Annotated in this window: 25 protein-coding genes; 15 read left to right on the top strand and 10 right to left on the bottom strand. The window is 59.3% G+C overall.

What is annotated here, in order from left to right; translation table 11 throughout:
• Nucleotides 1-64 precede the first annotated feature (64 nt).
• A complete protein-coding gene (locus tag ACR0KW_RS17195) occupies nucleotides 65-1462 on the bottom strand; it encodes an aspartate aminotransferase family protein (RefSeq protein ID WP_170328063.1) in 1398 nt (465 codons plus the stop codon).
• A 75-nt stretch (nucleotides 1463-1537) separates the two neighbouring features.
• Complete coding sequence (locus ACR0KW_RS17190; RefSeq protein ID WP_480806101.1) at nucleotides 1538-2221, bottom strand: GntR family transcriptional regulator; 684 nt, start codon at nucleotides 2219-2221, stop codon at nucleotides 1538-1540.
• A 140-nt stretch (nucleotides 2222-2361) separates the two neighbouring features.
• On the opposite strand from ACR0KW_RS17190, the gene ACR0KW_RS17185 reads away from it, so the two are divergent.
• From ACR0KW_RS17185 to ACR0KW_RS17165, 5 genes are all read left to right on the top strand, one after another.
• A complete protein-coding gene (locus tag ACR0KW_RS17185) occupies nucleotides 2362-3447 on the top strand; it encodes a polyamine ABC transporter substrate-binding protein (RefSeq protein WP_480806100.1) in 1086 nt (361 codons plus the stop codon).
• 69 nt (nucleotides 3448-3516) lie between these two features.
• Complete coding sequence (locus ACR0KW_RS17180) at nucleotides 3517-4644, top strand: ABC transporter ATP-binding protein (protein ID WP_480806099.1); 1128 nt, start codon at nucleotides 3517-3519, stop codon at nucleotides 4642-4644.
• Nucleotides 4644-5534 carry an ABC transporter permease subunit gene (locus ACR0KW_RS17175; protein ID WP_480806098.1) on the top strand — a complete coding sequence of 297 codons (891 nt, stop codon included), beginning with the start codon at nucleotides 4644-4646 and terminating at the stop codon, nucleotides 5532-5534. The genes ACR0KW_RS17180 and ACR0KW_RS17175 overlap by 1 nt, the downstream gene beginning before the upstream one ends.
• Nucleotides 5531-6349, top strand: coding sequence for an ABC transporter permease (locus ACR0KW_RS17170; protein WP_480806097.1), 819 nt, complete (start codon nucleotides 5531-5533; stop codon nucleotides 6347-6349). Before ACR0KW_RS17175 ends, ACR0KW_RS17170 begins: the two co-directional genes overlap by 4 nt.
• Nucleotides 6346-7647, top strand: coding sequence for an NAD(P)/FAD-dependent oxidoreductase (locus tag ACR0KW_RS17165; RefSeq protein ID WP_480806096.1), 1302 nt, complete (start codon nucleotides 6346-6348; stop codon nucleotides 7645-7647). Before ACR0KW_RS17170 ends, ACR0KW_RS17165 begins: the two co-directional genes overlap by 4 nt.
• Nucleotides 7648-7650: 3 nt before the next feature.
• Here the strand turns inward: ACR0KW_RS17165 and ACR0KW_RS17160 are convergent, their stop codons facing one another.
• The 3 genes from ACR0KW_RS17160 to ACR0KW_RS17150 are packed head-to-tail and all read right to left on the bottom strand — an operon-like array spanning nucleotide 7651 to nucleotide 10470.
• Nucleotides 7651-8517, bottom strand: coding sequence for a phosphotransferase (locus ACR0KW_RS17160; protein ID WP_480806095.1), 867 nt, complete (start codon nucleotides 8515-8517; stop codon nucleotides 7651-7653).
• 55 nt (nucleotides 8518-8572) lie between these two features.
• A complete protein-coding gene (locus ACR0KW_RS17155) occupies nucleotides 8573-9238 on the bottom strand; it encodes a flagellar hook capping FlgD N-terminal domain-containing protein (RefSeq protein WP_480806094.1) in 666 nt (221 codons plus the stop codon).
• A 2-nt stretch (nucleotides 9239-9240) separates the two neighbouring features.
• A complete protein-coding gene (locus ACR0KW_RS17150) occupies nucleotides 9241-10470 on the bottom strand; it encodes a flagellar hook-length control protein FliK (RefSeq protein ID WP_480806093.1) in 1230 nt (409 codons plus the stop codon).
• 111 nt (nucleotides 10471-10581) lie between these two features.
• Here ACR0KW_RS17150 and ACR0KW_RS17145 point away from each other — a divergent pair, with 111 nt between their 5' ends.
• The 6 genes from ACR0KW_RS17145 to ACR0KW_RS17120 all read left to right on the top strand — a co-directional run bounded on the left by ACR0KW_RS17145 (nucleotide 10582) and on the right by ACR0KW_RS17120 (nucleotide 14268).
• Entirely contained in the window at nucleotides 10582-10863 is a 282-nt protein-coding gene (locus ACR0KW_RS17145) for a rod-binding protein (RefSeq protein WP_480806092.1), read from the top strand.
• The gene (locus ACR0KW_RS17140; protein ID WP_480806091.1) at nucleotides 10847-11206 is read left to right on the top strand and encodes a flagellar biosynthesis protein FlgN; all 360 of its coding nucleotides are present in this window, start codon (nucleotides 10847-10849) and stop codon (nucleotides 11204-11206) included. The genes ACR0KW_RS17145 and ACR0KW_RS17140 overlap by 17 nt, the downstream gene beginning before the upstream one ends.
• 209 nt (nucleotides 11207-11415) lie before the next feature.
• Nucleotides 11416-12627, top strand: coding sequence for a flagellin N-terminal helical domain-containing protein (locus ACR0KW_RS17135; protein WP_480806090.1), 1212 nt, complete (start codon nucleotides 11416-11418; stop codon nucleotides 12625-12627).
• A gap of 77 nt (nucleotides 12628-12704) precedes the next feature.
• On the top strand, nucleotides 12705-13079 hold the full coding sequence (gene flaF, locus ACR0KW_RS17130; protein ID WP_480806089.1) for a flagellar biosynthesis regulator FlaF: 375 nt from the start codon (nucleotides 12705-12707) through the stop codon (nucleotides 13077-13079).
• On the top strand, nucleotides 13079-13480 hold the full coding sequence (gene flbT / locus ACR0KW_RS17125) for a flagellar biosynthesis repressor FlbT (protein ID WP_170401045.1): 402 nt from the start codon (nucleotides 13079-13081) through the stop codon (nucleotides 13478-13480). Before flaF ends, flbT begins: the two co-directional genes overlap by 1 nt.
• A complete protein-coding gene (locus ACR0KW_RS17120) occupies nucleotides 13417-14268 on the top strand; it encodes a DUF1217 domain-containing protein (RefSeq protein WP_480806088.1) in 852 nt (283 codons plus the stop codon). Before flbT ends, ACR0KW_RS17120 begins: the two co-directional genes overlap by 64 nt.
• A gap of 69 nt (nucleotides 14269-14337) precedes the next feature.
• On the opposite strand, the gene ACR0KW_RS17115 is transcribed toward ACR0KW_RS17120, so the two are convergent.
• The 3 genes from ACR0KW_RS17115 to ACR0KW_RS17105 form a co-directional block, all read right to left on the bottom strand.
• Complete coding sequence (locus ACR0KW_RS17115) at nucleotides 14338-15909, bottom strand: DUF427 domain-containing protein (RefSeq protein ID WP_480806087.1); 1572 nt, start codon at nucleotides 15907-15909, stop codon at nucleotides 14338-14340.
• A 106-nt stretch (nucleotides 15910-16015) separates the two neighbouring features.
• Nucleotides 16016-16717 carry a winged helix-turn-helix domain-containing protein gene (locus tag ACR0KW_RS17110; protein WP_170328078.1) on the bottom strand — a complete coding sequence of 234 codons (702 nt, stop codon included), beginning with the start codon at nucleotides 16715-16717 and terminating at the stop codon, nucleotides 16016-16018.
• Entirely contained in the window at nucleotides 16689-16976 is a 288-nt protein-coding gene (locus tag ACR0KW_RS17105; RefSeq protein ID WP_170328079.1) for a hypothetical protein, read from the bottom strand. The genes ACR0KW_RS17110 and ACR0KW_RS17105 overlap by 29 nt, the downstream gene beginning before the upstream one ends.
• 176 nt (nucleotides 16977-17152) lie before the next feature.
• Between ACR0KW_RS17105 and ACR0KW_RS17100 the strand changes: the two genes are divergently transcribed.
• From ACR0KW_RS17100 to ACR0KW_RS17085, 4 genes are all read left to right on the top strand, one after another.
• A complete protein-coding gene (locus ACR0KW_RS17100) occupies nucleotides 17153-17641 on the top strand; it encodes a hypothetical protein (RefSeq protein WP_480806086.1) in 489 nt (162 codons plus the stop codon).
• Nucleotides 17642-17750: 109 nt separating this feature from the next.
• The gene (locus tag ACR0KW_RS17095; RefSeq protein WP_480806085.1) at nucleotides 17751-18368 is read left to right on the top strand and encodes a ribonuclease HII; all 618 of its coding nucleotides are present in this window, start codon (nucleotides 17751-17753) and stop codon (nucleotides 18366-18368) included.
• 107 nt (nucleotides 18369-18475) lie between these two features.
• The gene (locus ACR0KW_RS17090) at nucleotides 18476-19576 is read left to right on the top strand and encodes a site-specific DNA-methyltransferase (protein WP_170401039.1); all 1101 of its coding nucleotides are present in this window, start codon (nucleotides 18476-18478) and stop codon (nucleotides 19574-19576) included.
• Between the two features lie 144 nt (nucleotides 19577-19720).
• Nucleotides 19721-21109 carry an adenylate/guanylate cyclase domain-containing protein gene (locus tag ACR0KW_RS17085; RefSeq protein ID WP_480806084.1) on the top strand — a complete coding sequence of 463 codons (1389 nt, stop codon included), beginning with the start codon at nucleotides 19721-19723 and terminating at the stop codon, nucleotides 21107-21109.
• A 78-nt stretch (nucleotides 21110-21187) separates the two neighbouring features.
• On the opposite strand, the gene ACR0KW_RS17080 is transcribed toward ACR0KW_RS17085, so the two are convergent.
• Nucleotides 21188-22324 carry an alkane 1-monooxygenase gene (locus ACR0KW_RS17080; RefSeq protein WP_480806083.1) on the bottom strand — a complete coding sequence of 379 codons (1137 nt, stop codon included), beginning with the start codon at nucleotides 22322-22324 and terminating at the stop codon, nucleotides 21188-21190.
• Between the two features lie 59 nt (nucleotides 22325-22383).
• Nucleotides 22384-23439: an A/G-specific adenine glycosylase gene (gene mutY, locus ACR0KW_RS17075; RefSeq protein WP_480806082.1), complete on the bottom strand. Its 1056-nt coding sequence runs from the start codon at nucleotides 23437-23439 to the stop codon at nucleotides 22384-22386.
• Between the last annotated feature and the right edge of the window lie 62 nt (nucleotides 23440-23501).

The following is a 23501-nucleotide window of genomic DNA, read 5'->3' as shown; positions in this document are numbered from 1 at the left end:
CGGTCAATTGCCAAAGACACGAAGGGCGGCGTTAGGTCGCCGCCCCTGAGTTTGATGATCGCGCTTAGGACGCGGCCTTCATCAGCCCCTGCGCGATGATTTCGGCTTGTGCTTCGTCCAGAGACTTGTGGATGCGCACGAACATCTCGTCGATATCCGCAGGGGTCAGGACCAGCGGCGGAGAGATGATCATCCGGTCGCCTACATGGCGCATGATCAGGTTGTTGGCAAAGCAGCGGTCGCGGCAGATATAGCCGACCGTGCCGGGCTCGGAGGCGAACTTGGCGCGGCTGGCCTTGTCCGGGGTCAGCGCGATCGAAGCCATCATGCCGACGATCTTGGCCTCACCCACCAATGGGTGATCGGCCAGCGCCTCCCATTTCTGTTTCAGATAAGGCGCGGCCACGTCGCGGACGTGCTCGACGATCTTTTCCTCTTCGAGGATGCGCAGGTTTTCCAGCGCTACGGCAGCGGCGACCGGGTGGCCGGAATAGGTGTAGCCGTGGTTAAATTCGGTACCGCCGATAACCTCGGCGATCTCATCATTGACGATGGACCCACCGATCGGCGCATAGCCCGAGCTGAGGCCCTTGGCGATTGTCATGATATGCGGCTTGATCCCAACGGTTTCAGATCCGAACCAGTTGCCGGTGCGGCCAAAACCGCAGATCACCTCATCCGCGATCAGCAGGATATCGTACTTGTCGCAGATACGCTGGATTTCAGGCCAGTAAGTATCGGGGGCCACGATCACACCGCCCGCGCCCTGCACAGGTTCGGCGATGAAGGCCGCGACGCGGTCTTCGCCCAGTTCCAGAATGGCCTCTTCCAGCTCACGCGCGCGGGCCAGGCCGAAATCCTCGGGCGTCATGTCGCCGCCTTCGGCCCACCAGTTCGGTTGGTTGATGTGGTGAATGTTCGGGATCGGAATGCCGCCCTGCGCGTGCATCCCCGCCATGCCGCCCAGCGAGGCCGAGCCCACGGAGGACCCGTGATAGGCGTTATGGCGGCTGATGATGATGTTCTTGTCGGGCTGGCCTTTTTCGGCCCAATAGGTGCGCACCAGACGGATGTTGGTGTCGTTCGCTTCGGACCCGCCTGCGGCGAAGAAGACATGGTTCAGATCGCCCGGTGCCAGTTCGGCCAATTTCTTGGCCAGCGCAATGGCGGGCACGTGGGTCGTCTTGAAGAAGGTGTTGTAGTAGGGCAGCTCGCGCATCTGGCGGGCAGCGACCTCGGCCAGCTCATCGCGACCATAGCCGATATTGACGCACCACAGACCGGCCATGGCGTCCAGAATCTCTTCGCCCTCGCTGTCGGTCAGGTAGACGCCTTTGGCACGGGTAATGACGCGCGCGCCCTCCTTGCCAAGCGAACCGTTGGCCGAAAACGGGTGCATGTGGTGGGCGGCATCCAGTGCCTGCAATTCAGCGGTGGGCATGTGATTGGTGATGGTGGACATCCGGAAATCTCCTGAAAGAGCAGTTGGCGTTCACAATATGATCAAATTTTTTTCTGTCAATCGAATCGCATGAAACTAGTCGTGCCTTAGGGCGTCGGCCATCAGTTCCATCCCCTGTTTGATGTCCTTTGCAGTGGCTTTTGCGACCTCGTCCGCGTCTTTGGCGCGCAAAGCGACAAGTATATCCTTGTGCCAATCCGGCAGGCTCTGCGTGCCGAATCGGCCGCAAACCACCCGCAGCGATGGCCCGAATCTGAGCCAAAGCCGCTCGGTCAGATCGCTGAGAATCGGTGCATTCGCGTGGGAATAGAGTGATTCGTGGAAGCTGTGGTTCAGGCGCAGATAGCCGCTGACATCTCCATCGGCGATGGTGCGGTCCAGCTGTTGGTCGAGGCGTTCAAGGCGGTCGATATCCGCGCTGCTCATATTCGCGGTTGCGCGTCTGGAAAGCTCTGTTTCCATTGATAATCTTGCAAATATCATCTGCTCGACATCACCGGCTGACAACAGAGGGACGCTGACCCTGCGGTTGCCCTGAAATACCAGCGCACCATCCGAGATCAGGCGTCGGATCGCTTCGCGCACCGGGGTCATTCCGACCCCCAGAGATTCGGTCAGACCCTGTATCGTGACAGGTTGCCCCGGTACCAATTCGCCGAACATGATCTGTGCTTTCAGGGTCTGGTACACCTGCTCATGCGCAGGTCGTTTTTCACCCTCAGCCTTCGTTCCCGTTGCCTTATTTTTGATCAAATCCAATTGGTTTGCCCTGATTCCACTGATGTTAACTTGTCAGGTTTCTGACCTCGTGAAACCATACGCTGGATCGAGGGAAAACGCAAAACTTGATCAAATCCAAAAAAACGGGAAAATACCCGTACACTTGCAGGGAGAAAAAAATGTCAATCAAAACGCTGACGATGACCGCAGTCATCGCTTTGGGGACTTCGGCGGCCTTCGCCGAAGAGGTACGTGTCTACAACTGGTCCGACTATATCGATGAAGACCTTCTGAAGAAGTTCGAGGAAGAGACCGGCCTGACGCTGATCTACGACGTGTTCGACAGCAACGAGGTTCTGGAAACCAAGATGCTGGCCGGGGGATCGGGCTATGACGTGGTGGTGCCATCGGGCACTTTCCTTCAGCGTCAGATACAGGCTGGCGCGTTTCAGGAGTTAGACTCAGCCAAACTGTCTAACGCTGGCAATTTGTGGGACGTCATTCAGGAACGCACTTCCGGGTATGACCCGAACAACGCCTATTCGATCAACTACATGTGGGGAACCACAGGTCTTGGCCTCAATGTCGACAAGGTCAAGGAAGCGCTGGGTGAAGACGTTGCCCTGAACAGCATGGACCTTGTTCTGAAACCGGAGAACATGGAAAAGCTCGCCTCGTGCGGGGTGCATTTCCTTGACGCGCCGGCCGAGATCATTCCGATGGTTCTACAATACATCGGCGAAGACCCGGACAGCCACGACGCCGACGTGATTGGTAAGGCCGAAGAAATCCTCGCTGGTGTCCGTCCGCATGTTCAGAAGTTCCACAGTTCGGAATACATCAATGCGCTGGCAAACGGTGATATCTGTGTGGCTGTTGGCTGGTCGGGTGACGTTCTGCAAGCTCGGGACCGCGCAGCCGAGGCGGACAACGGTGTGAACATCGAATACCATCCCTTCGCCGAAGGTTCGCTGATGTGGTTCGACCAGATGGCCATCCCGGCAGATGCTCCGAACCCGGAAGGCGCGCACCAGTTTCTGAACTTTATTCTGGACGCCAACAACATGGCGGCAGCCTCGAACTATGTGTACTACGCCAACGGTAACAAGGCCTCGCAAGAGTTCCTTGAGGAAGACGTGATCGGTGATCCTGCGATCTATCCGGATGATGCCACAATGCAAAATCTCTACATCACGACGCCCTACCCGTCGAAAACACAGCGCGTCGTGACGCGTATGTGGACCAAGATCAAATCGGGCACCTGATCCGAAGTATCTGAGCAAGGCGGCCTGACCGCCTTGCTGTTCCAATCAGACTGTCTAACGGGGGCCGTTTTGAACACTACCGTCTTTGCGCCGTGGAAAGATCCACAGGCGAAACCATTGATCCAATTCCAGAATGTGACCAAACGTTTTGGCGGGTTCACGGCCATCGACAATCTGTCTTTGGATATCTTCGAAAAGGAGTTCTTTGCTCTGTTGGGTCCTTCCGGCTGTGGCAAGACCACCATGATGCGAATGCTAGCGGGGTTCGAAAAACCGACCGAAGGGCATATCATGCTTGGCGGTCAGGACATTGACCCGATCCCGCCGAACAAGCGGGCGGTGAACATGATGTTCCAATCCTACGCGCTGTTTCCGCATCTCAGCATTTGGGACAACATCGCCTTCGGTCTGCGCCGGGACAACATGCCCAAGCATGATCTTCAGGACCGCGTCGAGGAAATGCTGCGCCTGACCCGGTTGGAGCAATTCGCCCGCCGCAAGCCGCACCAGATCTCGGGCGGACAGCGGCAGCGGGTGGCCCTGGCGCGATCATTGGCGAAAGCGCCGAAACTGCTGCTGCTGGACGAACCTCTGGGTGCGCTGGACAAGAAACTGCGGCAGGATACGCAGTTCGAATTGATGGACATTCAGGAAAAGACCGGCACCACCTTTGTCATCGTGACCCACGATCAGGAAGAGGCGATGACGGTGGCCAGCCGCGTGGCCGTGATGGATCAGGGCAAGCTGATGCAGGTGGCAACGCCGGACCGGATCTATGAAAATCCGAATTCGGTCTATGTCGCGGACTTCATCGGCGATGTGAACATCATCGAAGGCCGGGCCTCGGCCAATGGCGAGGATACCTATCAGGTCGATTGGTCCGAGGGGCAGGCGCCGCTGACCGCGACCTCAACCAACGGGTTTTCACAGGGGCAGGCCTGCCACATTGCGATACGGCCCGAGAAGGTGACGATCTCGGCCGACCGCCCGGCAGATGCGATCAACGCGGTGCAGGGCAAGGTGCATGACATCGCCTATCTGGGCAATCTCTCCACCTATCATGTCGAATTGCCGAACGGCACGATCATCAAGGCGCAGACGGCCAATACCCGCCGTATCTCGCGCCGATCCTTCACATGGGAAGACCCGGTCTGGCTGTCCTGGACAGCAACGGCTGCGGTTCTGCTGGCGAACTGATGCGCCGCGCGTTTCTGATCGCCGTTCCCTATGTCTGGCTTCTGGCGCTGTTTCTGGTGCCGTTCTTCATTGTCCTGAAAATCTCTCTGTCAGACACCGAACTGGCCATCCCGCCTTATACGCCGACGCTGGACCTGTCGCAGGGCTGGGCCGGGATCAAGGATTTCTTCAGTCAGCTGGATTTCGAGAACTTCGTCTGGCTGACCGAGGATGACCTGTATTGGAAAGCCTATCTCTCCAGCGTCAAGATCGCGGTGATCTCGACCTTTTTGACGCTGCTGGTGGGCTATCCGATCGCCTATGGCATGGCCCGCGCGCCTGCCGAATGGCGGCCGACGCTGATGATGCTGGTGATCCTGCCGTTCTGGACCTCGTTCCTGATCCGGGTTTATGCGTGGATGGGTATTCTGTCGAACGAGGGCTATCTGAACCAGCTGCTGCTGTGGACGGGCATCATCTCGACCCCGCTGACCATTCTGAACACCAACACGGCGGTCTATATCGGCATCGTCTACACCTATCTGCCGTTCATGATCCTGCCGATCTACTCCTCGCTGGAGCGAATGGACGGGTCCCTGATCGAAGCGGCAGAGGATCTGGGCTGTTCGCGCCTGCAAGCCTTCTGGCTGGTGACGATCCCGTTGTCGCGCCCCGGTATCATCGCGGGTTGCTTCCTTGTCATGATCCCCGTGATTGGTGAGTTTGTGATCCCGTCACTTCTGGGCGGCTCGGGCACCCTGATGATCGGTAAGGTGCTGTGGGAGGAGTTCTTCTCGAACCGCGACTGGCCGGTGGCCAGCGCCGTGGCCGTGGTGCTGTTGCTGATTCTCGTGATCCCGATCGTGCTGTTCCAGCGCAACCAGCAGAAACAGGCGGAGGCTGAACAATGAACAGGATGAGTTGGTTCAACGCGGTGTCGCTGACATTCGGGTTTGCGTTTCTCTATATCCCGATGATCATCCTGATCATCTTCAGCTTCAACGAAAGCAAGTTGGTGACTGTCTGGGCCGGGTTCTCGACCAAATGGTATGGCGAACTGGTCAAGAACGAGCAGATGCTGAACGCAGCATGGGTGACATTGCGCGTTGCAGTATTCTCGTCGACAATCGCAACAATTCTGGGCACCGCCGCCGCTTATGTGTTGGTGCGCGGGGGCCGTTTCTTTGGCCGCACCCTGTTTTCGGGCATGATTTACGCGCCGCTGGTGATGCCCGAGGTGATCACCGGCCTTTCTCTGCTGCTGTTATTCATCGGCATCGGGCTGGATCGGGGCATCCTGACCATCGTTCTGGCTCACACGACCTTTTCGATGTGTTTCGTTTCAGTCGTCGTCTCGTCGCGGCTAGTGACTTTTGATCAGTCGCTGGAAGAGGCCGCGCTGGACCTTGGCTGTTCTCCGGCGCAGGCGTTCCGGCTGGTGACCCTGCCGATCATTGCGCCTGCGGTGATTTCGGGCTGGTTGCTGGCCTTTACCCTGTCGCTGGACGATCTGGTGATCGCATCCTTTACCTCGGGACCGTCGGCAACGACTTTGCCGATGAGGATATTCTCTGCCGTGCGTCTGGGCGTCAGTCCCGAAATCAACGCCCTGTCGACGATAATGATTGCGGTTGTAACTGTGGGCGTCATCACGGCGTCTCTGGTGACAAAACGCGCGATGGTGCGGCAAAAACAAGATGAAATGGCCGCTGCGCGCACCGAATGAAACGGTTGTTTCCTGACTATACCTTTGGTCCGGGCCCCCGGACCAACTGCTGGTGGGATGAAACGATTGCCAGCCCGGACTGGCCTGTGCTGCAGGGCAGCCTGAACACCGATGTGGCCATCATCGGGGGCGGCTTCACGGGCCTCTCGGCGGCGCTGCATCTGGCTGAGGCCGGAGTGTCGGTCGCCGTGCTCGAGGCTGAAACCCCGGGTTGGGGCGCATCCGGGCGCAATGGTGGCTTCTGTTGTTTGGGGGGGGCAAAGCTGAGCCATGACGCGATGGCTCGGCAGTTCGGAGAAGCCGCCGCAAACAGCTATGCCCAAGCCGAAGAAGATGCGGTTCATCTTGTCGCTGATCTGCTTGAGACCCAACGTATCGATGCCGACGTTCATTCGCAGGGTGAGACCCAGTTGGCCCACACTGCGCGCGCTATGGAGAAGTTGCGGCGGCAGGCCGAGACCTTGGGCACGATTCATGAACCCGGTGATCTGCCGGGGCTTGGCTTTGGCGACGGGTTTTACGGCGGCTATACAAATCCGATCGGATTTGCCCTGAATCCCAGAAAATACCTGTTCGGACTGGCGCAGGCGGCCCGGTCCCACGGCTCGGATCTGTTCCAGCAAAGCGCCGCGCAATCCATCCGAAAAACGCAATCCGGTTTCGAAGTTCAAACCGGCTCAGGCCGGATCAGGGCGCAAAACGTACTGATCTGCACCAACGGGTATTCCAGCGAGGATATCCCGCCTTGGATGGCTGATCGCTATATGCCTGCCCAGTCCACGGTTCTGGTCACCCGTCCTTTGTCTGAGGTTGAACTGCAGGCGCAAGGCTGGACCACGGATCAGATGGCCTATGACACCCGCAACCTGCTGCATTACTTCCGCCTGATGCCAGACCGGCGGTTTCTGTTCGGAATGCGCGGAGGGTTGTTGTCTTCGCCACGGGCCGAGGCCGCCATACGACGCAAGGTCGTCAAGGATTTCAGGCAGATGTTCCCGGGCTGGGCAGGTGTTGACGTGACCCATATGTGGTCAGGCATGGTTTGCCTCTCGCGGGGCCTTACGCCATTTGCCGGGCCTGTGGCGGACCAGCCGGGGATGTTCGCCGGGTTTGCTTATCACGGAAACGGCGTGGCAATGGGCACCTATTGCGGGCGCGCGCTGGCCCGGATGGTTCTGGGACAGGACCCCAAAGTTCCCGACCCAATTGCACGTGCGCCGCGGCGGTTTCCGCTCGGGCGCTGGCGCCGTGTGCTGATGCCACCAGCCTACGCGGTGATGGCGCTTGCGGATTGGTGACGGTCAGAGCATCGCCAACTCCAGCTCCAATCCTTCAGCGTAATCGCCCGCGCCGTTTTCGGCGCGCCACAGGCAATAGGCCGCCATGCGCCACACGTACCAGCGGCGTAGTACCTGATACCGTTCCAGCGTATCTGTGTGACCATAGGCGGACAGGAACTCACGCTCTTCTTCCTGCGTCAGAGCCGCGCCCCGGTAAAGATGTTGCATCGCGGGGGACAGGAACAAGGCCAGGTCCTCACACGGGTCACCCTGCGCCGGGCATTGCCAGTCAATGAGAGTCAGGCCGGACGGCGCAGCCAGAATGTTCCCGGCCACCGGGTCACCGTGGATCAGACAGGTGTTGGCGGTCGGCGGCACTTGTTCGTCTGGCTTCAATTGCTCCAGCCTAAGCCGCGCGCTGGAAATGCATCCATCAAGAATACTCTGCCCGTGTCGGGCCAAATCCGCGCTGCCATTGCACCCTTTGGGCGCTTGTACGGGCAGGTTGAGTGTATGCAGCTTGCGCAGCAGCGCCCCTACTTTAGCCGCCCCCTCGCGCCAGGGAGAGCCCGGCGCGTGGTCGTAGAACACCCATCGGCCATGTTCATGCTCACCGGCTGCGCGCAGGCGGGGGGCAAAACCGGTGGGCTCCAAGGCGGTCAGGCACTGGGCCTCCAACTCGGCATCGTTGCGGAACAGCGGATTACGCTGCCCCGCACGGTACAGTTTCAGCACCTTGCCGCCGTTTTCTTCCAGCACCTTCCAGACCTGATTGGTGCGCCCGCCATACAAGGTCTGAAATTGTGCGTCACCCGCAATCAAACCCTGATCGTACAGGTCATCAACAAGATCCAACGGAGGGGTATTCGGGTCAGACAGAGGGGTCACCGGTACAATAAGCGAGTCGCAGGTTGCACAGGTTTGGCCTGTCGCGCCCTGCAGATCAAGCTCCGGCGCGAACGGCTGTGACCATTCCCACCGGCACAACCTGACCGCTTTCCAGCGTCAGCAAGACCGAGTCCTCTCCGACCTGCGCCTCAACCACCTGATTGTAGGCCGCGACGGGTTGGGCCGAGAGTATTTCATCCCCTTCATAGCTTTCCAGGGTTGCCGTATAGCTGCCCGCTGGCAACGGGCTGCCGTCACGTGCTGTTCCGGCCCAGACAAAGTCGGTCTGCGTTACCGGGACTGAAATCCGCTCGACTTCGGTGCCGTTGCTGTCACGGATGACCATGACCGCACCGTCGGCCGCCGCTGCGGCCTGCGCGGACAGGGTCACAGGTTCACCGTCAAAGTGAAACGCTGCCGTGGTCTTAACGTCCATGCCGATCCAATTGGCCAACTCCTCCAGCTTGACGCCGCCCAGCGACAGCACCAGCCCGGACAGTGCCTCGTTGGTCTGCACCTGCTGTTCGACCATCGAAAATTGCGCCAGTTGTGAGGCGTATTCACTGGAATCCATCGGCTCTAGCGGGTCCTGATTCTGCGCCTGCGTGGTCATCAGCAACAGGAACGTGTCGAAATCGGATGCCACAGACGCGGCTTGAGAACTGGATGCCGCCTGTGCGGACGTGCTTGCCTGAGTTGTCGATTGTGTTGGGGTGATCATGGTCAAAGCCTTATATCGATTCGCCCGTCAGGGGCGATGTTTGGGCGTGCCGGGCTAGCCTCGGCGACGGGCTCGGGTTGAGGGGTTAGGAATTCGTTGCTCTCAGCACCCTCAGATTCGTCGTGCTGCGCATCGGCGGATGTGCCCAGATCAAAGGATAGATCACCCAGACCGAAATTCTGGAACTCGGCCTCAAGAACCGAGAGGTGACGCCGCATCATGTCCAGTGTTTCGGGGCGTTCTGCGCTGATCGTCAGATGCAAGCCATCGTCGCGGCCATTCAGGACGATCGAAACGCGCCCCAGTTCTTCGGGATTCAGCGCAACCTCGATGGCGCCGGAATGCGGCCGCACATTGATGGCTGTTGCCATCTGAGACGCGATGGCTCTGGCTGTTTCTGCGCGGGCGGAGGCTGTCATTGCCTGAATCGCGGGTCCCGAGTCGCGCGCGGCTGACAGAGTCGGAGCCTCTCTGGCGGCCTGTATGTCCTCGATTTCGAGAACCGGCTGTGTTTCAGCCTGTAGGCTGGCTTTCTCAGTCGCCAGAAGCTGCATCTGCACAAGAGTCGGCGCGCGATCAAGTGTTGCGGGATGGTTCGGCCTCGGTTCAGCCACTGGCGCAGCTTGCGCCATGCCCCGGTCCGGTTCGGTAAAGGCCGACAGAACCGGTATCTCTTTCGGGCGCGAATCCGCAACGAACGGGCCCATCGGCAGGTTCTGTGGCTTTAGGACGTTTTCAGTCGGTCGCGTCGGTTGGTCACCTCCGGAAACCAATGCCTGAAAGACCGGAGGAACCAAACGCTGTGCTGTGCTTTCGGCGGTTCGCAGGAGTTCAGGCTTTGGAAGATTTTGTTGCTCGTCGCCGGTCGATCCAGCGTCAGCCTGGGCGACCGGAGGCGTTACAGACTGCTCTTTTGGTGGTGATTCCAAAGCCGGGCTTGGAATCGCTTCGGCGGCAACAGGGCGGATTTCGACAGGCGGCTGGTCACTCGGTGCAACGGAAATGTCTACCGGCTCAACCTCATTCGCGATGGCTTCCAGCTCTGACGCCGCATCCGGGTCCTGAACCAGAAGATCAGCCGTCTCAGCATCACCGGATTGCGAGCTGGCGTCCTGATCCATGACCGTCTCAAAGGACATACCGCCCTTGGATTCGCGTGCCTCACGCGGGGTCGCATCGGATTTCGCGGCGGCGGTAGGTGAGGATATCACCGCTGAAAGAGGGTTGGGCATTTTGCTCCGGCTCCTTTTGTGTACCCGGAAATCTGCCCGCATGAAGTTACGTTTATTTTAACCGCTTTCGCCTTTGATCGAGAAAGTTCGATGCAAATTTCGGAGAAAGCAATGAAGGTTTCTGCGACCCCGCCCGTCCCGCAACCACCAACGGCAACTCAGAAACTACAGGCCGCTGCCGTCGAGTTGGAGGCGGCGTTTCTGGCTGAAATGCTCAAGGCGTCCGGATTGGGTGAGGCGCGCCATTCCTTTGGCGGCGGAGCGGGGGAAGATCAGTTTTCCTCTTTCCTTGTGCAGCATCAGGCGCGCGCGCTGGCCGAATCCGGTGGCGTCGGCCTGTCCGAAATTCTGTTCCAGTCCATGATGGAGAAAACCAATGCAGACCAAAGCTGACACCGATCTGATCAAGTCCCTGGAAGAAGTGCTGGACCTCGAGCGTACCGCGCTTGTCGACGGTGATCTGGACCGGCTGAATCACATGGCGCCGGAAAAGGAGAAGCTGATCGGTGCGATCAACGAGCTTCAGGTCTTTGACAGTGCCGAGCTGATTCGCGTGCAGCAAAAGGTCGAGCGCAATCAGGCCCTGCTGAACAGCGCGGCCGAGGGGGTTCGCGCCGTGGCCAGCCGTATGGCCGAGCTGCGCCGCGTGCGTCAGGAGTTCAGCACCTATGGCGCCGACGGTCAGCGCAACGGATACACCGTGCGCCACCATGCAAAACTGGAAAAACGGGCTTAGCGACGGGTTTGATTCAAATCCGAATTTTCTGGTTTGGGCGCTTTAGCACTCCGTTAGGGGATCAGGGGCAAAGGTGGTCGGGCACCTGAAACAGCAGGTGGCGCGAACAGCCCGACGGCGGATCGCAGTGATCAGAAAGACGTCAAAGCCCGCATGTGGTGCGGGGCAAGCATGGGCGTAAAGGGCCCGAACGGAAAAGGAAGAAAGCTATGTCCAGCATTCTGACCAACAACGGCGCAATGGTTGCGCTGCAAACTCTGAAATCGGTCAACAAGAACCTGGCACAGACCCAGAACGCGATCTCGACCGGTAAGGACGTTGCAACCGCCAAGGACAACTCGGCCGTCTGGGCGATCTCCAAAGTCATGGAATCCGACGTAAAGGGCTTCAACGCGATCAAGGACAGCCTGGCGCTGGGTGAATCGACCGTTGCTGTGGCCCGGAACGCCTCTGAGACCGTGACCGACCTTCTGACCCAGATGAAGGGCAAGATCGTCGCCGCGCAGGAAGACAACGTGGATCGTGGCAAGATCAACGACGACGTGACCGCTCTGCGTGATCAGATCGCCGCGGTTGTGGGCGCAGCTCAGTTCAACGGCCTCAATCTGGTTAATGGTTCGACCGGGTCCGCCTCGATCCTGTCCTCGCTCGACCGCGACAACACCGGCAATGTCACGGCGTCGTCCATCGCTGTTGCCGGTCAGGACTTGTCGGTTGGTGGCTATACCGCCAATGACATTTTCTCGGGCAGTTCGGCGGGTGCATCGGCGAACGGCGATACCGTTGCAATCGCGCTGGATAATGGTGGCGGCAACGAACAGATCGAGATCGCAGAGAACGGTGCAGCGTTTGCTGCCGGTGATAGCGTCAGCCTGACCGTTGGTGACGAAACCGTATCGTATACGGTGACGGCAGACGATGCAGCGGCAACAACTACGGCTGATATCGTTGCGGTTGCGCTCAAGGCCAAGGTTGATGAACTGGGTGTCGCAGGTCTGACCGTCGACTACGACAGCGGCACGCCCGGTACGCTTAACTTCACCAATGGCGGTGCCAACGACCTGACGGTAAGCGGTCAGTTCGCCAATGCCGGCTCGGGTGGTCTGGGTGCATTGTCTTCGATTGACGTTTCCACTGGCGCTGGTGCAAACGCCGCGTTGGCAACTGTTGAAACGCTGATCGATACTGCCATCGACGCCTCGGCCGCGTTCGGCTCGGCCCAAGGCCGGATCGAAACCCAGCAGGAGTTCATCTCGAACCTGGCTGACTCGTTCAAATCCGGCATCGGTTCGCTGGTTGACGCCGACATGGAAGAGACCTCGGCCCGTCTGCAGGCCCTGCAGGTTCAGCAGCAGCTGGCCACCCAGTCGCTGTCGATCGCCAACCAGGCACCGCAGTCTATCCTGTCTCTGTTCCGCTAAATTTCGGAACCTGACCGGGGCGTGGAAACGCGCCCCGGCCCTGATCGTCAAAAGACGGATTATTGGAAGGATTTCAAGTGACACCGCACACTCTTGCACAGCGAGCCTATGCGCAGACCGCCGCCCCCACGCGTACACCGCGCGACACCGAGTACGAGGCGATTTCAAAGATCACACATCGACTCAAGGCTGCCGCTGCCCGGCAAAAATCGGATTTTGGCGGGTTCGTTCAGGCGCTGCACGAAAATCGCCGTCTTTGGACCGTTTTGGCGAGCGGTGTCACGGATTCGGACAACGCCTTGCCCAACGAGTTGCGGGCACGGATATTCTATCTGGCCGAGTTCACCGAACAGCACAGTAGCCAGATTCTTGGCAACAAGGCGACTGTGGAACCTTTGCTTGAGATCAACATGGCCGTACTGCGCGGCCTGCGACAAATGGGGGCCACCTGATGGGCGGGCTGGTTCTGAAGCTGGCACCGAAAGAGAGGGTGCTGATCAACGGCGTGGTTGTTGAAAACGGGGATCGACGCAGCCGGTTCTCGATCATGACACCTGATGCCAACGTCCTGCGGTTGCGGGACGCAATCCACCCGGATGAGGTGAACACCCCGGTACGACGGGTCTGCTATGCCGCGCAGCTTGTGTTGTCCGGCGATACGGAGCCTGATCGCGCCCGTCAGCAGCTGCTGCGCCGGGTCGAAGAGCTGAGCCAGGTCTTCACCGACGCGGACAGCCGTCGCGTTCTGTCCGAGGCGACTGAGGCCCTGTTGGCCGAGCAGTATTACAAATGTCTGAAATCTCTGCGCGCGTTGCTGCCGCGCGAAGAACGGTTGATGGCGTATCAGCAATGACGTTCCAGCCTGTCATCCCTACGGGCGGTCTGGTGGGCTGGCGGTTTCTGCAGCGCACCTATGACGCGCAGCTCGACAGCTTTTCGTCCTCATCCGTCAATGAGAGGGAGCGGCAGTATTTTCTAGAGAACATCGGCAAGGTGGAAACGGCCGAGGATTTGGTGTCGGACCGCCGCTTGTTGCAGGTCGCTCTGGGCGCTTTCGATTTGGAGGACGATATCAATAATCGCTACTTCATCCAGAAGGTGCTCTCCGATGGCACCAGTGCCGATGATGCGCTGTCAAACCGGCTGTCGGACGGCAGGTATCGGGAGTTTTCAGAAGCATTCGGTCTGGGGCCGGGGGAAATACGCAGAACCGGGCTGGCGAGCTTCATGGAAGATATTGCACGCGACAACGACGTGTCCCGGTTTGAGATCGAGGTGGGTGAGTCCGACGAAACCATGCGGATTGCGCTGTATGCGCAGCACGCTCTGGTCGATCTGGCCGGGAAAAGCGGAAGTGCGGACACCAAGTGGTTCGATCTGATGAGCTTGCCACCGCTGCGCAGCATGATGGAGACAGCGCTTGGGTTGCCGTCCAGTTTTGCCCAATTGGATATCGACCGGCAGCTTGAGGTGTTCAAAGACAGGCTATCGGGTGTGACCGGGTCGGATGATCTGTCGCAGTTTGCCGATGAGGCAGCCGTGGCTCAGCTGACCGACCGGTACCTTGCCCGCAGCCAGATTGCTCAGTTGCAGAGCACGATTTCACCCGCTCAAACCGCGTTGATCCTGCTGGGGGCGTGACGGCAAAAACGGGTCCGGCACCTAACCCGACCGGTTCTCGTCCGATCGCAATGCCCGCCCAAAAATATGCTAGCTGCTCAAAACCGCATCTGCTGAGGTCCTCAGGGCAAAGGATGTGACCGGCTGCGATACGTTGTGTAGTTTGACATCCCCCAACGGCACCGCATTGTTGCAGGCCGGCTGAATATCGGCGGAGACGACAATACGGTGGCCGACCTTTTTGCCATATTCCCCCAATCGGGCCGCCACGTTTGCGGCCTGTCCGATGACGGTGAAATCCAGCCGTTCGCGCGATCCGACATTGCCATAGGTGACACGCCCATAGGCGACACCGATCGAGCAATCGCAATGAGTGTCAGAGCCGGATAGGCGCAGCTCGCCCAGTTTTTCAACAATTTCGATGGCTGAGCGCTGGGCATTCCAGCGCGCCGACTCCGAGTTGTCTCCGGCCGGGAACACCGCCAGCACAGCGTCGCCGATGAATTTGAGGACTTCACCGCCATTCTCATGCACGATGCCAGACACGGTCTCAAAGAACTCATTCAACAGGTTGATATAGGCGGTGCGGCCGAGCTGTTCTTCCAGACTGGTGGAATTGCGCAGGTCGCAGAACATGATCGCGGCGTCGATCTCATCCCCGTCCCCGCGCCGGATTTCACCCCCCAGAACGCGCGCGCCGGAGCGTTTGCCCACGTAAGTCTCCAGCAGAACCTGAGCATTTTCGCGCTGCATGAAGACCTCGTAAAACCGGGCGATGACCGAGGAGCATTCGAACACCAGCCCCAGATTTTCGGTAGTGAACCCATCCGGGTGGTCACAGGTCAGCGTCAGAACGTTGGTCCGCCCGTCTGAAAACGGCAGCGGCATGGCGACATAGTCGGTTGCGCCTTTGGCGCGCAAATCTTCCATGATTGGAAAGCTGTTTTGCGGGTTTTCGTCGTTCAGCCGCTGACGCACCCCGCCCAGACCGTTCGACACGTGGCGCAGGGGGCTGTTGATATAGGCCGGGTGGTCGTGGATTTCGTAGGTGGGCACATTGGTCGAGATCTCGGCCGTGCCCTTTTCCCAGATATAGTGTTTGCCCGCGATCAGCGGATGTAGAGACCAGGCCAGAATGCTGAGTCGCTGGATGGCGATGCCATGTTCCAGCATCTTCTCGGCCAAGGCTTTGGTGAAGGCTTCGGGGGTCTGGTTCTCGGACGCGCCGCGCATCAGCCAGTCGATCAGGGGGCCGCTGATATTGCCATCTTCGGGATCGCGCAGATTGTTCTCGCCCAGATCGATGCGCGTATAGGCTGCGGGCATGAAGCCGATATGGCCCTGAATGGCAGCGCTTTCGGGCAGGGCGTCCTCATAGGCCCAGACGGAGTTGGCCAGTTGCTGACCGTCCAGAATGACATCGTGATAGGTCGCGGTCCCTTTGAAAGGGCAAAAGGTCTGCAACTCGGTTTCGTCGCCAAGATCGACGCAGACGTCATCCCGCGGGATGTAGACCGTGGCCGGCAGCCGCGTTTCATACATGACCTTGGCGTTGCTGCTTTCGGCCAGAAGGATGTCGTCGCGGTAGATCGCGACCCGCCCGGTTAGCTGTTCGACCGAGATGCCGTAACCTTTGGTCTTTGGGGTGGTGTGCACATTCATCATCAGACTCCCTGACGCGAGTCTTTATAGGATGGGCCTTTCACGTGCGCATTCCAAGGGGTGTCACCGGCATTTTATCGCACGTGTCCTGTGCGGTGCGGCCGGATCAGACCATCTGGATCACGTCTTTTTCGATCGACAGCATATAGCCCTTTTTGGCGATGTTCTTGACCAACAGCTCGCTGACCATCTGATTGCCAAGGGCATCGCGCAGCCGTTTGATCCGGGTGGCGCCCGCGGCCTCATCACAATCGGCGGCGTCTTTGCCGGATATCATCGCCTCGATCTGCACGCCCGACAGGACCTCGTCATCCAAACGGGATTCGGCCAGTACCGACAGGGTTTCCATCGCCGCCGGGGTTAGTTTGAAATCCATGTTGTTCAGATAGACGGTGTTTTCCTCGCGGCTGATCAGCAGAGAGGTCACCTGAATCCCGGTGCGTTCGATCTGGGCCATCCGGCGGTTCAACAAGACCAGCATCACCAGAAACACCAGCGCGGTCACCAGCATCGCGCTGGCAAAGACCAGCAGCACGAAGATCACCATGCGATAGCTGGACAGCGTGTCGGCAAAGGCCGTGCCGGATTGCGCCAGAATCTCGAGCAACCGGATTTCGGTCTGGGAGGTCAGGTCGCTTTCGATGAACAGCCGCTCGACCCGCGCGTTAAAAGCGTTTGCGTCGGGCAGGGTCCAGAACAGGAAGATCGCCGCCGTCACCAGAATCAACACGATCGCCGCGATGCCCGCGCCGACCAGTCTGACACCGGATCGGCGGGCCTCAGTAACGGAGATAGAATTGTCCGGCATTGGCCTTCCTTTTCTCCAACCCTTCCGGTCCGAACACGGACATGACGTTCAGCAGGGTCCAGCCCGCGCCCTTGAGGCGCTGGGCGACTTCACGTTTTGCCTGCCCCTTGTCGCAGGCCGATACCTGCATCACGCCATAGTGCAGGCGTAGTGGATTGTCCTGTTTGGCCTTGTAATCCGCATAGCAATCGGCCGCCGCAGCGGCAGAGCCAAGCGATATCAGGGCCAGCAGGGCCAGAGAAGAGAGGATCTGTTTCATAGGCCGCATCCTGCGCACGGGTTGGCGCGATATTCAATAACCCAAGGGGTTTGGCGGGGCTGATATCGGATAACACGGGGGCGTTATTGCTTGTCTGGGTAGGGAACACTCAGTGTCAGGGCATCGAGCACACGGCCCGCAAACGGGCCACCTGAGACTTCTGAAGGACAAGCACCATGCATAAGAAATTCATCGCCCTGATTGTGGCTTCGGCAGTCGCCATCACCGGAATTTCGGCGTCGCAGGCGCGGGCGGCCGATGTCGAAGATATCCTTGGTGGGTTGGCGGCCATCGCGCTGCTTGGCGTTGCGGTGAAGCATCTCAACGATGAAAACAAGAAGAATACCGTTACGAATAACTACAATCATGTTTATAAGGCGCCCCAGGACCACGTGTACACAAAGCCAAAGCGCAGGCCGCATGACGTACGCCCGCTGCCGAAACGTGTTGCACGCTATAACCTGCCGCAACGATGCTTGCGCACGTTCAAAGGGTACTCGCCCAGCCAACGGTTGTTGGGCAAGAACTGCCTGAGCAAGCATTACAAATACAGCAATAGCCTGCCGGACCAGTGCAAGGTCAGGTTCTGGAATGGCAAAAAGGTCAAGCGGGCATACCACCCTGGCTGTTTGCGCCAGAACGGATACCGGGTGAGTTACAAGTAACAGTTTTCGAGCAGGAGCGGCGCCACAGAAGTGCCGTGCGGGAGAGGGTGGCGCAAGCTGCCCTCTCTTTTTTCTTGCGGTGGGTGGTGAAACGCGGTTTTCCGGGGGTATGACGACACCGGATTATGAATTTGAGAATGCTGCCGCGGTGCAAGGCTATCTGCGGATCGCGGGCGTGGATGAGGTTGGGCGCGGGCCGCTGGCCGGGCCGGTTGTGGCTGCGGCCGTGATCCTGAACCCCGAGGACATTCCCGAGGGGTTGAATGATTCCAAGAAGCTGACCGCCAAACGCCGCGCCGGGCTTGAGGTCGCCATACGTGACCGGGCCGAGGTCGCACTGGCCGAAGCGACAGTGGCCGAGATCGACGAACACAACATCTTGCGTGCTTCGCATCTGGCGATGGAACGCGCGGTGGCGGCGCTGGACCCGCCGCCAGATTACCTGCTGATCGACGGCAACATGATTCCGCGCGGCCTGACGATCCCGTCGCAGGCGATGGTGAAAGGTGACGCTCATTCGGTGTCGATTGCAGCGGCTTCGATCATCGCCAAAAACTGGCGCGATCAACTGATGGTGGATTTGGCGCAACAGCATCCCGGCTATGGTTGGGAGACAAACGCGGGTTATCCGTCGAAACAACACCGTGAAGCGCTGCAAAATCTTGGTGTGACCCCACACCATAGACGTTCGTTCAAGCCGGTACACAATATCTTGTATCAAGAGTAAATCGTAAGTTGCTGATTCAAAAAAGAAATTGACGGCGAATCGTCTTTGACTCATCCTTGTCTCAACCAAATGAGCGCAAAAGCGCCGTGGATACTTGAGGCAGTAAAATGACAACAACCACCAAAAAGGGCGCAAAAGCGCTCCCTTTAAACACGATTCTATCCGGGGACTGCATCGAAGTGATGAACAGTCTGCCCGAGGCGTCGGTGGACCTGATCTTCGCAGACCCGCCCTATAATCTGCAGCTGAAAGGCCAGTTGCACCGCCCTGATAACAGCCAGGTAGATGCGGTCGACGATCACTGGGATCAGTTTTCCAGCTTTGGTGCTTATGACCAGTTCACCCGCGACTGGCTTAAGGCGGCGCATCGTCTGCTCAAGCCCAATGGCGCGATTTGGGTGATTGGCTCGTACCACAACATCTTCCGTGTGGGCTCGGCCCTGCAGGACGCGGGATATTGGATTCTGAACGACGTCGTATGGCGCAAATCGAACCCGATGCCGAATTTCCGTGGCAAGCGGTTCACCAACGCGCATGAAACGATGATCTGGGCGTCGAAACGCGAAGGCGCAAAGTACACGTTCAACTACGAAGCGCTGAAGGCTCTGAACGAAGGCGTGCAGATGCGCAGCGACTGGGTGCTGCCGATCTGCACCGGACATGAGCGTCTGAAGGATGAAAACGGCGACAAGGCCCATCCGACGCAGAAGCCGGAATCGCTGTTGCACCGTGTCCTGATTGGCTCGACCAATCCGGGCGATGTGATTTTGGACCCGTTCTTTGGCACCGGGACCACAGGTGCCGTCGCCAAGATGCTGGGGCGCGAATTCATCGGCATCGAACGCGAGGAAAGCTATCGCAAGGTGGCCGAAAAGCGCATCTCGAAGGTGCGCAAATTCGACCGCGAGGCGCTGGAGGTCAGCGCCAGCAAACGCGCTGAACCGCGTGTTCCCTTCGGCCAGTTGGTCGAACGCGGGATGCTGCGCCCGGGTGAGGAACTCTATTCCATGAACCAGCGCCACAAGGCCAAGGTCCGCGCCGACGGCACGCTGGTTGGGCAGAACGTCAAGGGCTCGATCCATCAGGTGGGTGCGCATCTGGAAAATGCGCCATCGTGTAACGGCTGGACCTACTGGTGCTTCAAGCGCGACGGCAAGACGGTGCCGATCGATGTTCTGCGCCAGCAGATCCGGGCCGAGATGAACTGATTTCACCAATACCGCCGGTGCCTGTGGCCTGACACAAGGCACTAAGCCTTGCCCCGCCGATTTCGGCGGGGTCTTTTGTTTTCCGAATGTCTGGTCTCAAACCGCGCCTCCTGTATCCTGCGGCGCAGTGAAGGAGCCTTTGCGATGTCGGATACCACAGCCAGCCTATCCCGCCTTGACCGGTTTTCGGTGACGCGCCCGGACAATTTCGATCTGGACAACAAATACACCGAGGCCGCGCTGGAACGGCACAAGCGCGAAGGGCTGGAGCTTGCCGTCCGCGCCCGGTGGATCGCGATGGGCCTGACGGCGGTTCTGCTGGTTTTCCTCAACCCGCAATGGGAGGTGATGTGGTATCACTTCATCCTGTTGCTGATCTGCGCAAATGGCTGGCTGATCCGGCGAGCGGGCCGAGTGGGGCAATCGCGGACCGAGCTTCTGCTGATATTTGTGGATTTGCTGATCATGACATTGGGGATGATCACGCCCAACCCGTTCAGCGATGATGTGCGGCCGCTGGCCATGCAGTACAGATTCGACAACTTCCAGTATTTTTTCATCATTCTGGCAGCAGGCACGCTGGCCTATTCCTGGCGGACGGTTATTGCGATCGGATCTTGGACCGTGATGATGTGGACCGCGGGCTGGGTGATCGCCTGGTGGGTAGCAACGCCGATCCCCGGTATCAGCGAAAGGGTAGCAGAGGCTTTGGTAGGCTATCCGGATGTCGCTGAATGGCTGAACCCAAACAGCTTTATGCCTGAGCTGCGCATTCAGCAGGTCATTGTTTTCATGATGGTTGCCGTGACGCTTGGCATTTCATTGCGCCGGCTCAACCAATTGTTGATGACCAATGCTGGGTTGGAGAGGGAGCGAGCGAACCTGTCGCGGTATTTTTCACCCAACGTGGTGGACGAACTGAGCCAGAACGACGAGCCGCTCAAACAGGTGCGCAAGGAGAACATCGCGGTTCTGTTCATCGATATCGTGGGGTTCACCAAATATACCGCCGGGCGTGACCCTTATGAGGTGATCGAGGTTCTGCGCGGCTTCCACGCCCGGATGGAGGCCGAGGTATTCCGGCATCGCGGCACGCTGGACAAATACTTGGGTGACGGGTTGATGGCGACATTCGGGACTCCAGTACCAACGCTTCTGGATGCCAGCAATGCGGTGGCCTGTGCCCGGGCAATGATCGCCGTGATCGACCGCTGGAACGTAGAGCGCCGCCGGGCGGGCGAGCCCGAGATTCGTGTTGGAATAGGGGTTCACTATGGCGAAGTGGTTCTGGGCGATATTGGCGCCAACCGGTTGGAATTTGCAGTGATCGGAGATGCGGTTAACGTGGCCGCCAAGCTGGAGGCGCTGACCCGCGAATTTCAGGCTACGGTGATCATCAGCGACGCGGTGCGGGGCCAATTGCAGGACGAGGGGCACAGCGCATCTGAGCTGATGGCAGGGTTTGAGAAACACGAAAACCACGCGGTCCGGGGGGTGGAGGCCCCGATGGATGTGTGGGTAATGACGGGGTAGGCGCTCCCGCCGATCTGCCCTGCATCAGAGATGCAATGCAGATCGTTGGGCCGGGCAGCGCGCTGGCGCGCGCTGCGGTCAGGTGCGTGGCAAAGGATTCTGCGATTTGTTGTAGGGTGCCCAGTCCGTGACTTCGGGATAGTACTGGCGGCGCCAGGCGCGGACGCGGGGGTTCATGACCCGACGCCAGAGGGGCGGGATCATGGCAGCGATGGTCATCACCGGATAGCCATAGGGAAGTTGCGGGGCGGTGTCTTCGGAATGGTTTTGCAGCAGTGGGAAGCGACGGTTGGGTTTGTAGTGGTGGTCCGAATGGCGCTGCAGGTTGATCAACAGCCAGTTCGATGCCTTCTGCGAGGCGTTCCACGAATGGCGTGGCAGGACGTGTTCGTATTTCCCCTCGCCCAGGTGTTTTCGGGTTAGGCCGTAATGTTCGACGTAGTTGACCAGTTCCAGCTGCCAGATGGCAGTGCTCGCCTGGATCAGGAATAGGGCGAGGCCGGGCAGCCCTCCGATGGCAAAGGCAAGGGCCAGCATCACGCCTTGCAGGGCCCAATAGCGCCAGAACGGGTTGGATGGGTCGGTCCAGGGGCGGCCTTTGCGGGCCAGCTTTTCACGCTCGGCCCGGAAGGCGGAGACAAGACATTGTCGAAGGACGCGCGGGTAGAAGCGGTGGAAGCCTTCGTTATAGCGCGCCGTGACCGGATCGCGCGGGGTGCCGACATAGCGGTGATGCACCAGCAGGTGTTCCGAGCGGAAATGCGAATACAGCACCATCGCGAGAAGGATATCGCCCAGCCAACGCTCGAACCGGCCTTTCTGGTGCATCAGTTCGTGGCTGTAGTTGATGCCGATAGTGCCCGAAATGGTGCCCATTCCGAAGAACAATCCGATCGTGGCCGCTGTCGATAGGTGGTTGGTATGGGTGGCGTACCAGATCAGCCCGTAGAGGGTGAGGAACTGCACCGGCACCCAGGCTTTGGTCAGCAGGATGTACCAGCGTAGCATGGTGTCTGGCGTGTTTGGGTCGGCGTTGTTCAGCTCCAGCCCGGCGAACCGGTCCAGCACGGCAAAGGCCCACCATGTCGACATCGGGACAAGCAGCACCCACCAGCTGCCCGCCATTGCCGTCGTCCAGATTATCGGGATCAGCAGGAATGAGATCCAGAAGGGCAGTGCCGATTGCCAGCGGTACAGGGACTGGGGTGCGGTCATGGGAGGGCTCCGAACGATTGCGCATAGACTAGTCACAGTCCATTGGCGTGCACAACGGACTATCGGTCGCGCCAGAGGTCGTGCGCCTTGCGCATCACCGTGGGCAGGTCGCCGGGCCGAAAGGCATGTTTTTCCAGTGCAATCAGGCCTTCGGGCACGCTTTCGGCAGGCAGCGAGGCGGTCCAGATGCGCAGGATCAGGTGGAAATGTGTGAACGTGTGTCGCACCTCTCCGGCCAGCATTTGCCAATCCGCCTCGAACGGGGGCGAGGCATCTGGCGCATCGGACCAATCCGAGCCCGGCCAGCCCAGCATCCCGCCCAGCAACCCCTTGTCAGGACGGCGTTCCAGCAGCAGAGCGCCGGTGTCACTTTGGGCGATATAGACGTGGCCGTATCGCGTGGGTTTGGGCTTTTTTGGTGTCTTGCGCGGCAGATCGGGCTGCGTTCCGGCCGCGCGGGCCTGACAGGGATCGCGCAGGGGGCAGATACCGCAGGTCGGCGATTTCGGCGTGCAGATCGTGGCGCCCAGATCCATCACCGCCTGCGCATAATCTCCGGGCCGCGTGTCGGGCGTCAGCGCGGCGGCCTTGTCCTTGAGCAGAGGTTTTGAACCGGGCAGCGGATCGTGAATGTCATAAAGGCGGGCCATGACCCGTTCGACATTGCCGTCCAGCACCGTCTCGGGGCGGTCGAAGGCGATCGCCAAAATGGCGGCGGCTGTATAAGGGCCGATGCCAGGCAGTTTCAGTAGGGCGTCGTAGGTATTAGGGAAAGTGCCGCCATGCTCATCAGTCACCGCCCGCGCGCATTTCAGAAGGTTGCGGGCGCGGGCGTAATAGCCCAGCCCGGCCCATTCGCCCATGACCTGATCATCCGGGGCGGCGGCCAGAGCCTGTACCGTGGGCCAGCGCGCGGTGAATCGGGTGAAATAGTCGCGCACCGCAGCCACAGTGGTCTGCTGCAGCATCACCTCGGACAGCCAGACGCGATAGGGATCGGGCATCACCCCCGCGGTCCGATCCGCAGGCCCGACACGCCAGGGCATTTCACGGGCGTGGCGGTCGTACCAGTCCAGCAGAGCACTGCTCAGGCCTTGTTGAATAGAGTCACGCAAGTTTTATCTATCTCCCTGTCGGGTTTCGCTGGCGCCCGGTGTCACGCCCTTTACAATAGCGG

This window comes from Ruegeria sp. CG11, assembly GCF_056537245.1.
Note: the sequence above shows the minus strand (reverse complement) of the source record. Positions and strands in the feature narration are given on the sequence as shown.

Excerpts from the sequence above, each read along its gene's own strand:
- ACR0KW_RS17195 (WP_170328063.1), bottom strand. The coding sequence starts at position 1,462 with ATGTCCACCATCACCAATCACATGCCCACCGCTGAATTGCAGGCACTG.
- ACR0KW_RS17185 (WP_480806100.1), top strand. The coding sequence starts at position 2,362 with ATGTCAATCAAAACGCTGACGATGACCGCAGTCATCGCTTTGGGGACT.
- ACR0KW_RS17175 (WP_480806098.1), top strand. The coding sequence starts at position 4,644 with ATGCGCCGCGCGTTTCTGATCGCCGTTCCCTATGTCTGGCTTCTGGCG.
- ACR0KW_RS17170 (WP_480806097.1), top strand. The coding sequence starts at position 5,531 with ATGAACAGGATGAGTTGGTTCAACGCGGTGTCGCTGACATTCGGGTTT.
- ACR0KW_RS17165 (WP_480806096.1), top strand. The coding sequence starts at position 6,346 with ATGAAACGGTTGTTTCCTGACTATACCTTTGGTCCGGGCCCCCGGACC.
- ACR0KW_RS17155 (WP_480806094.1), bottom strand. The coding sequence starts at position 9,238 with ATGATCACCCCAACACAATCGACAACTCAGGCAAGCACGTCCGCACAG.
- ACR0KW_RS17150 (WP_480806093.1), bottom strand. The coding sequence starts at position 10,470 with ATGCCCAACCCTCTTTCAGCGGTGATATCCTCACCTACCGCCGCCGCG.
- ACR0KW_RS17145 (WP_480806092.1), top strand. The coding sequence starts at position 10,582 with ATGAAGGTTTCTGCGACCCCGCCCGTCCCGCAACCACCAACGGCAACT.
- ACR0KW_RS17140 (WP_480806091.1), top strand. The coding sequence starts at position 10,847 with ATGCAGACCAAAGCTGACACCGATCTGATCAAGTCCCTGGAAGAAGTG.
- ACR0KW_RS17135 (WP_480806090.1), top strand. The coding sequence starts at position 11,416 with ATGTCCAGCATTCTGACCAACAACGGCGCAATGGTTGCGCTGCAAACT.
- flbT (WP_170401045.1), top strand. The coding sequence starts at position 13,079 with ATGGGCGGGCTGGTTCTGAAGCTGGCACCGAAAGAGAGGGTGCTGATC.
- ACR0KW_RS17120 (WP_480806088.1), top strand. The coding sequence starts at position 13,417 with ATGTCTGAAATCTCTGCGCGCGTTGCTGCCGCGCGAAGAACGGTTGAT.
- ACR0KW_RS17115 (WP_480806087.1), bottom strand. The coding sequence starts at position 15,909 with ATGAATGTGCACACCACCCCAAAGACCAAAGGTTACGGCATCTCGGTC.
- ACR0KW_RS17110 (WP_170328078.1), bottom strand. The coding sequence starts at position 16,717 with ATGCCGGACAATTCTATCTCCGTTACTGAGGCCCGCCGATCCGGTGTC.
- ACR0KW_RS17105 (WP_170328079.1), bottom strand. The coding sequence starts at position 16,976 with ATGAAACAGATCCTCTCTTCTCTGGCCCTGCTGGCCCTGATATCGCTT.
- ACR0KW_RS17100 (WP_480806086.1), top strand. The coding sequence starts at position 17,153 with ATGCATAAGAAATTCATCGCCCTGATTGTGGCTTCGGCAGTCGCCATC.
- ACR0KW_RS17095 (WP_480806085.1), top strand. The coding sequence starts at position 17,751 with ATGACGACACCGGATTATGAATTTGAGAATGCTGCCGCGGTGCAAGGC.
- ACR0KW_RS17090 (WP_170401039.1), top strand. The coding sequence starts at position 18,476 with ATGACAACAACCACCAAAAAGGGCGCAAAAGCGCTCCCTTTAAACACG.
- ACR0KW_RS17085 (WP_480806084.1), top strand. The coding sequence starts at position 19,721 with ATGTCGGATACCACAGCCAGCCTATCCCGCCTTGACCGGTTTTCGGTG.
- ACR0KW_RS17080 (WP_480806083.1), bottom strand. The coding sequence starts at position 22,324 with ATGACCGCACCCCAGTCCCTGTACCGCTGGCAATCGGCACTGCCCTTC.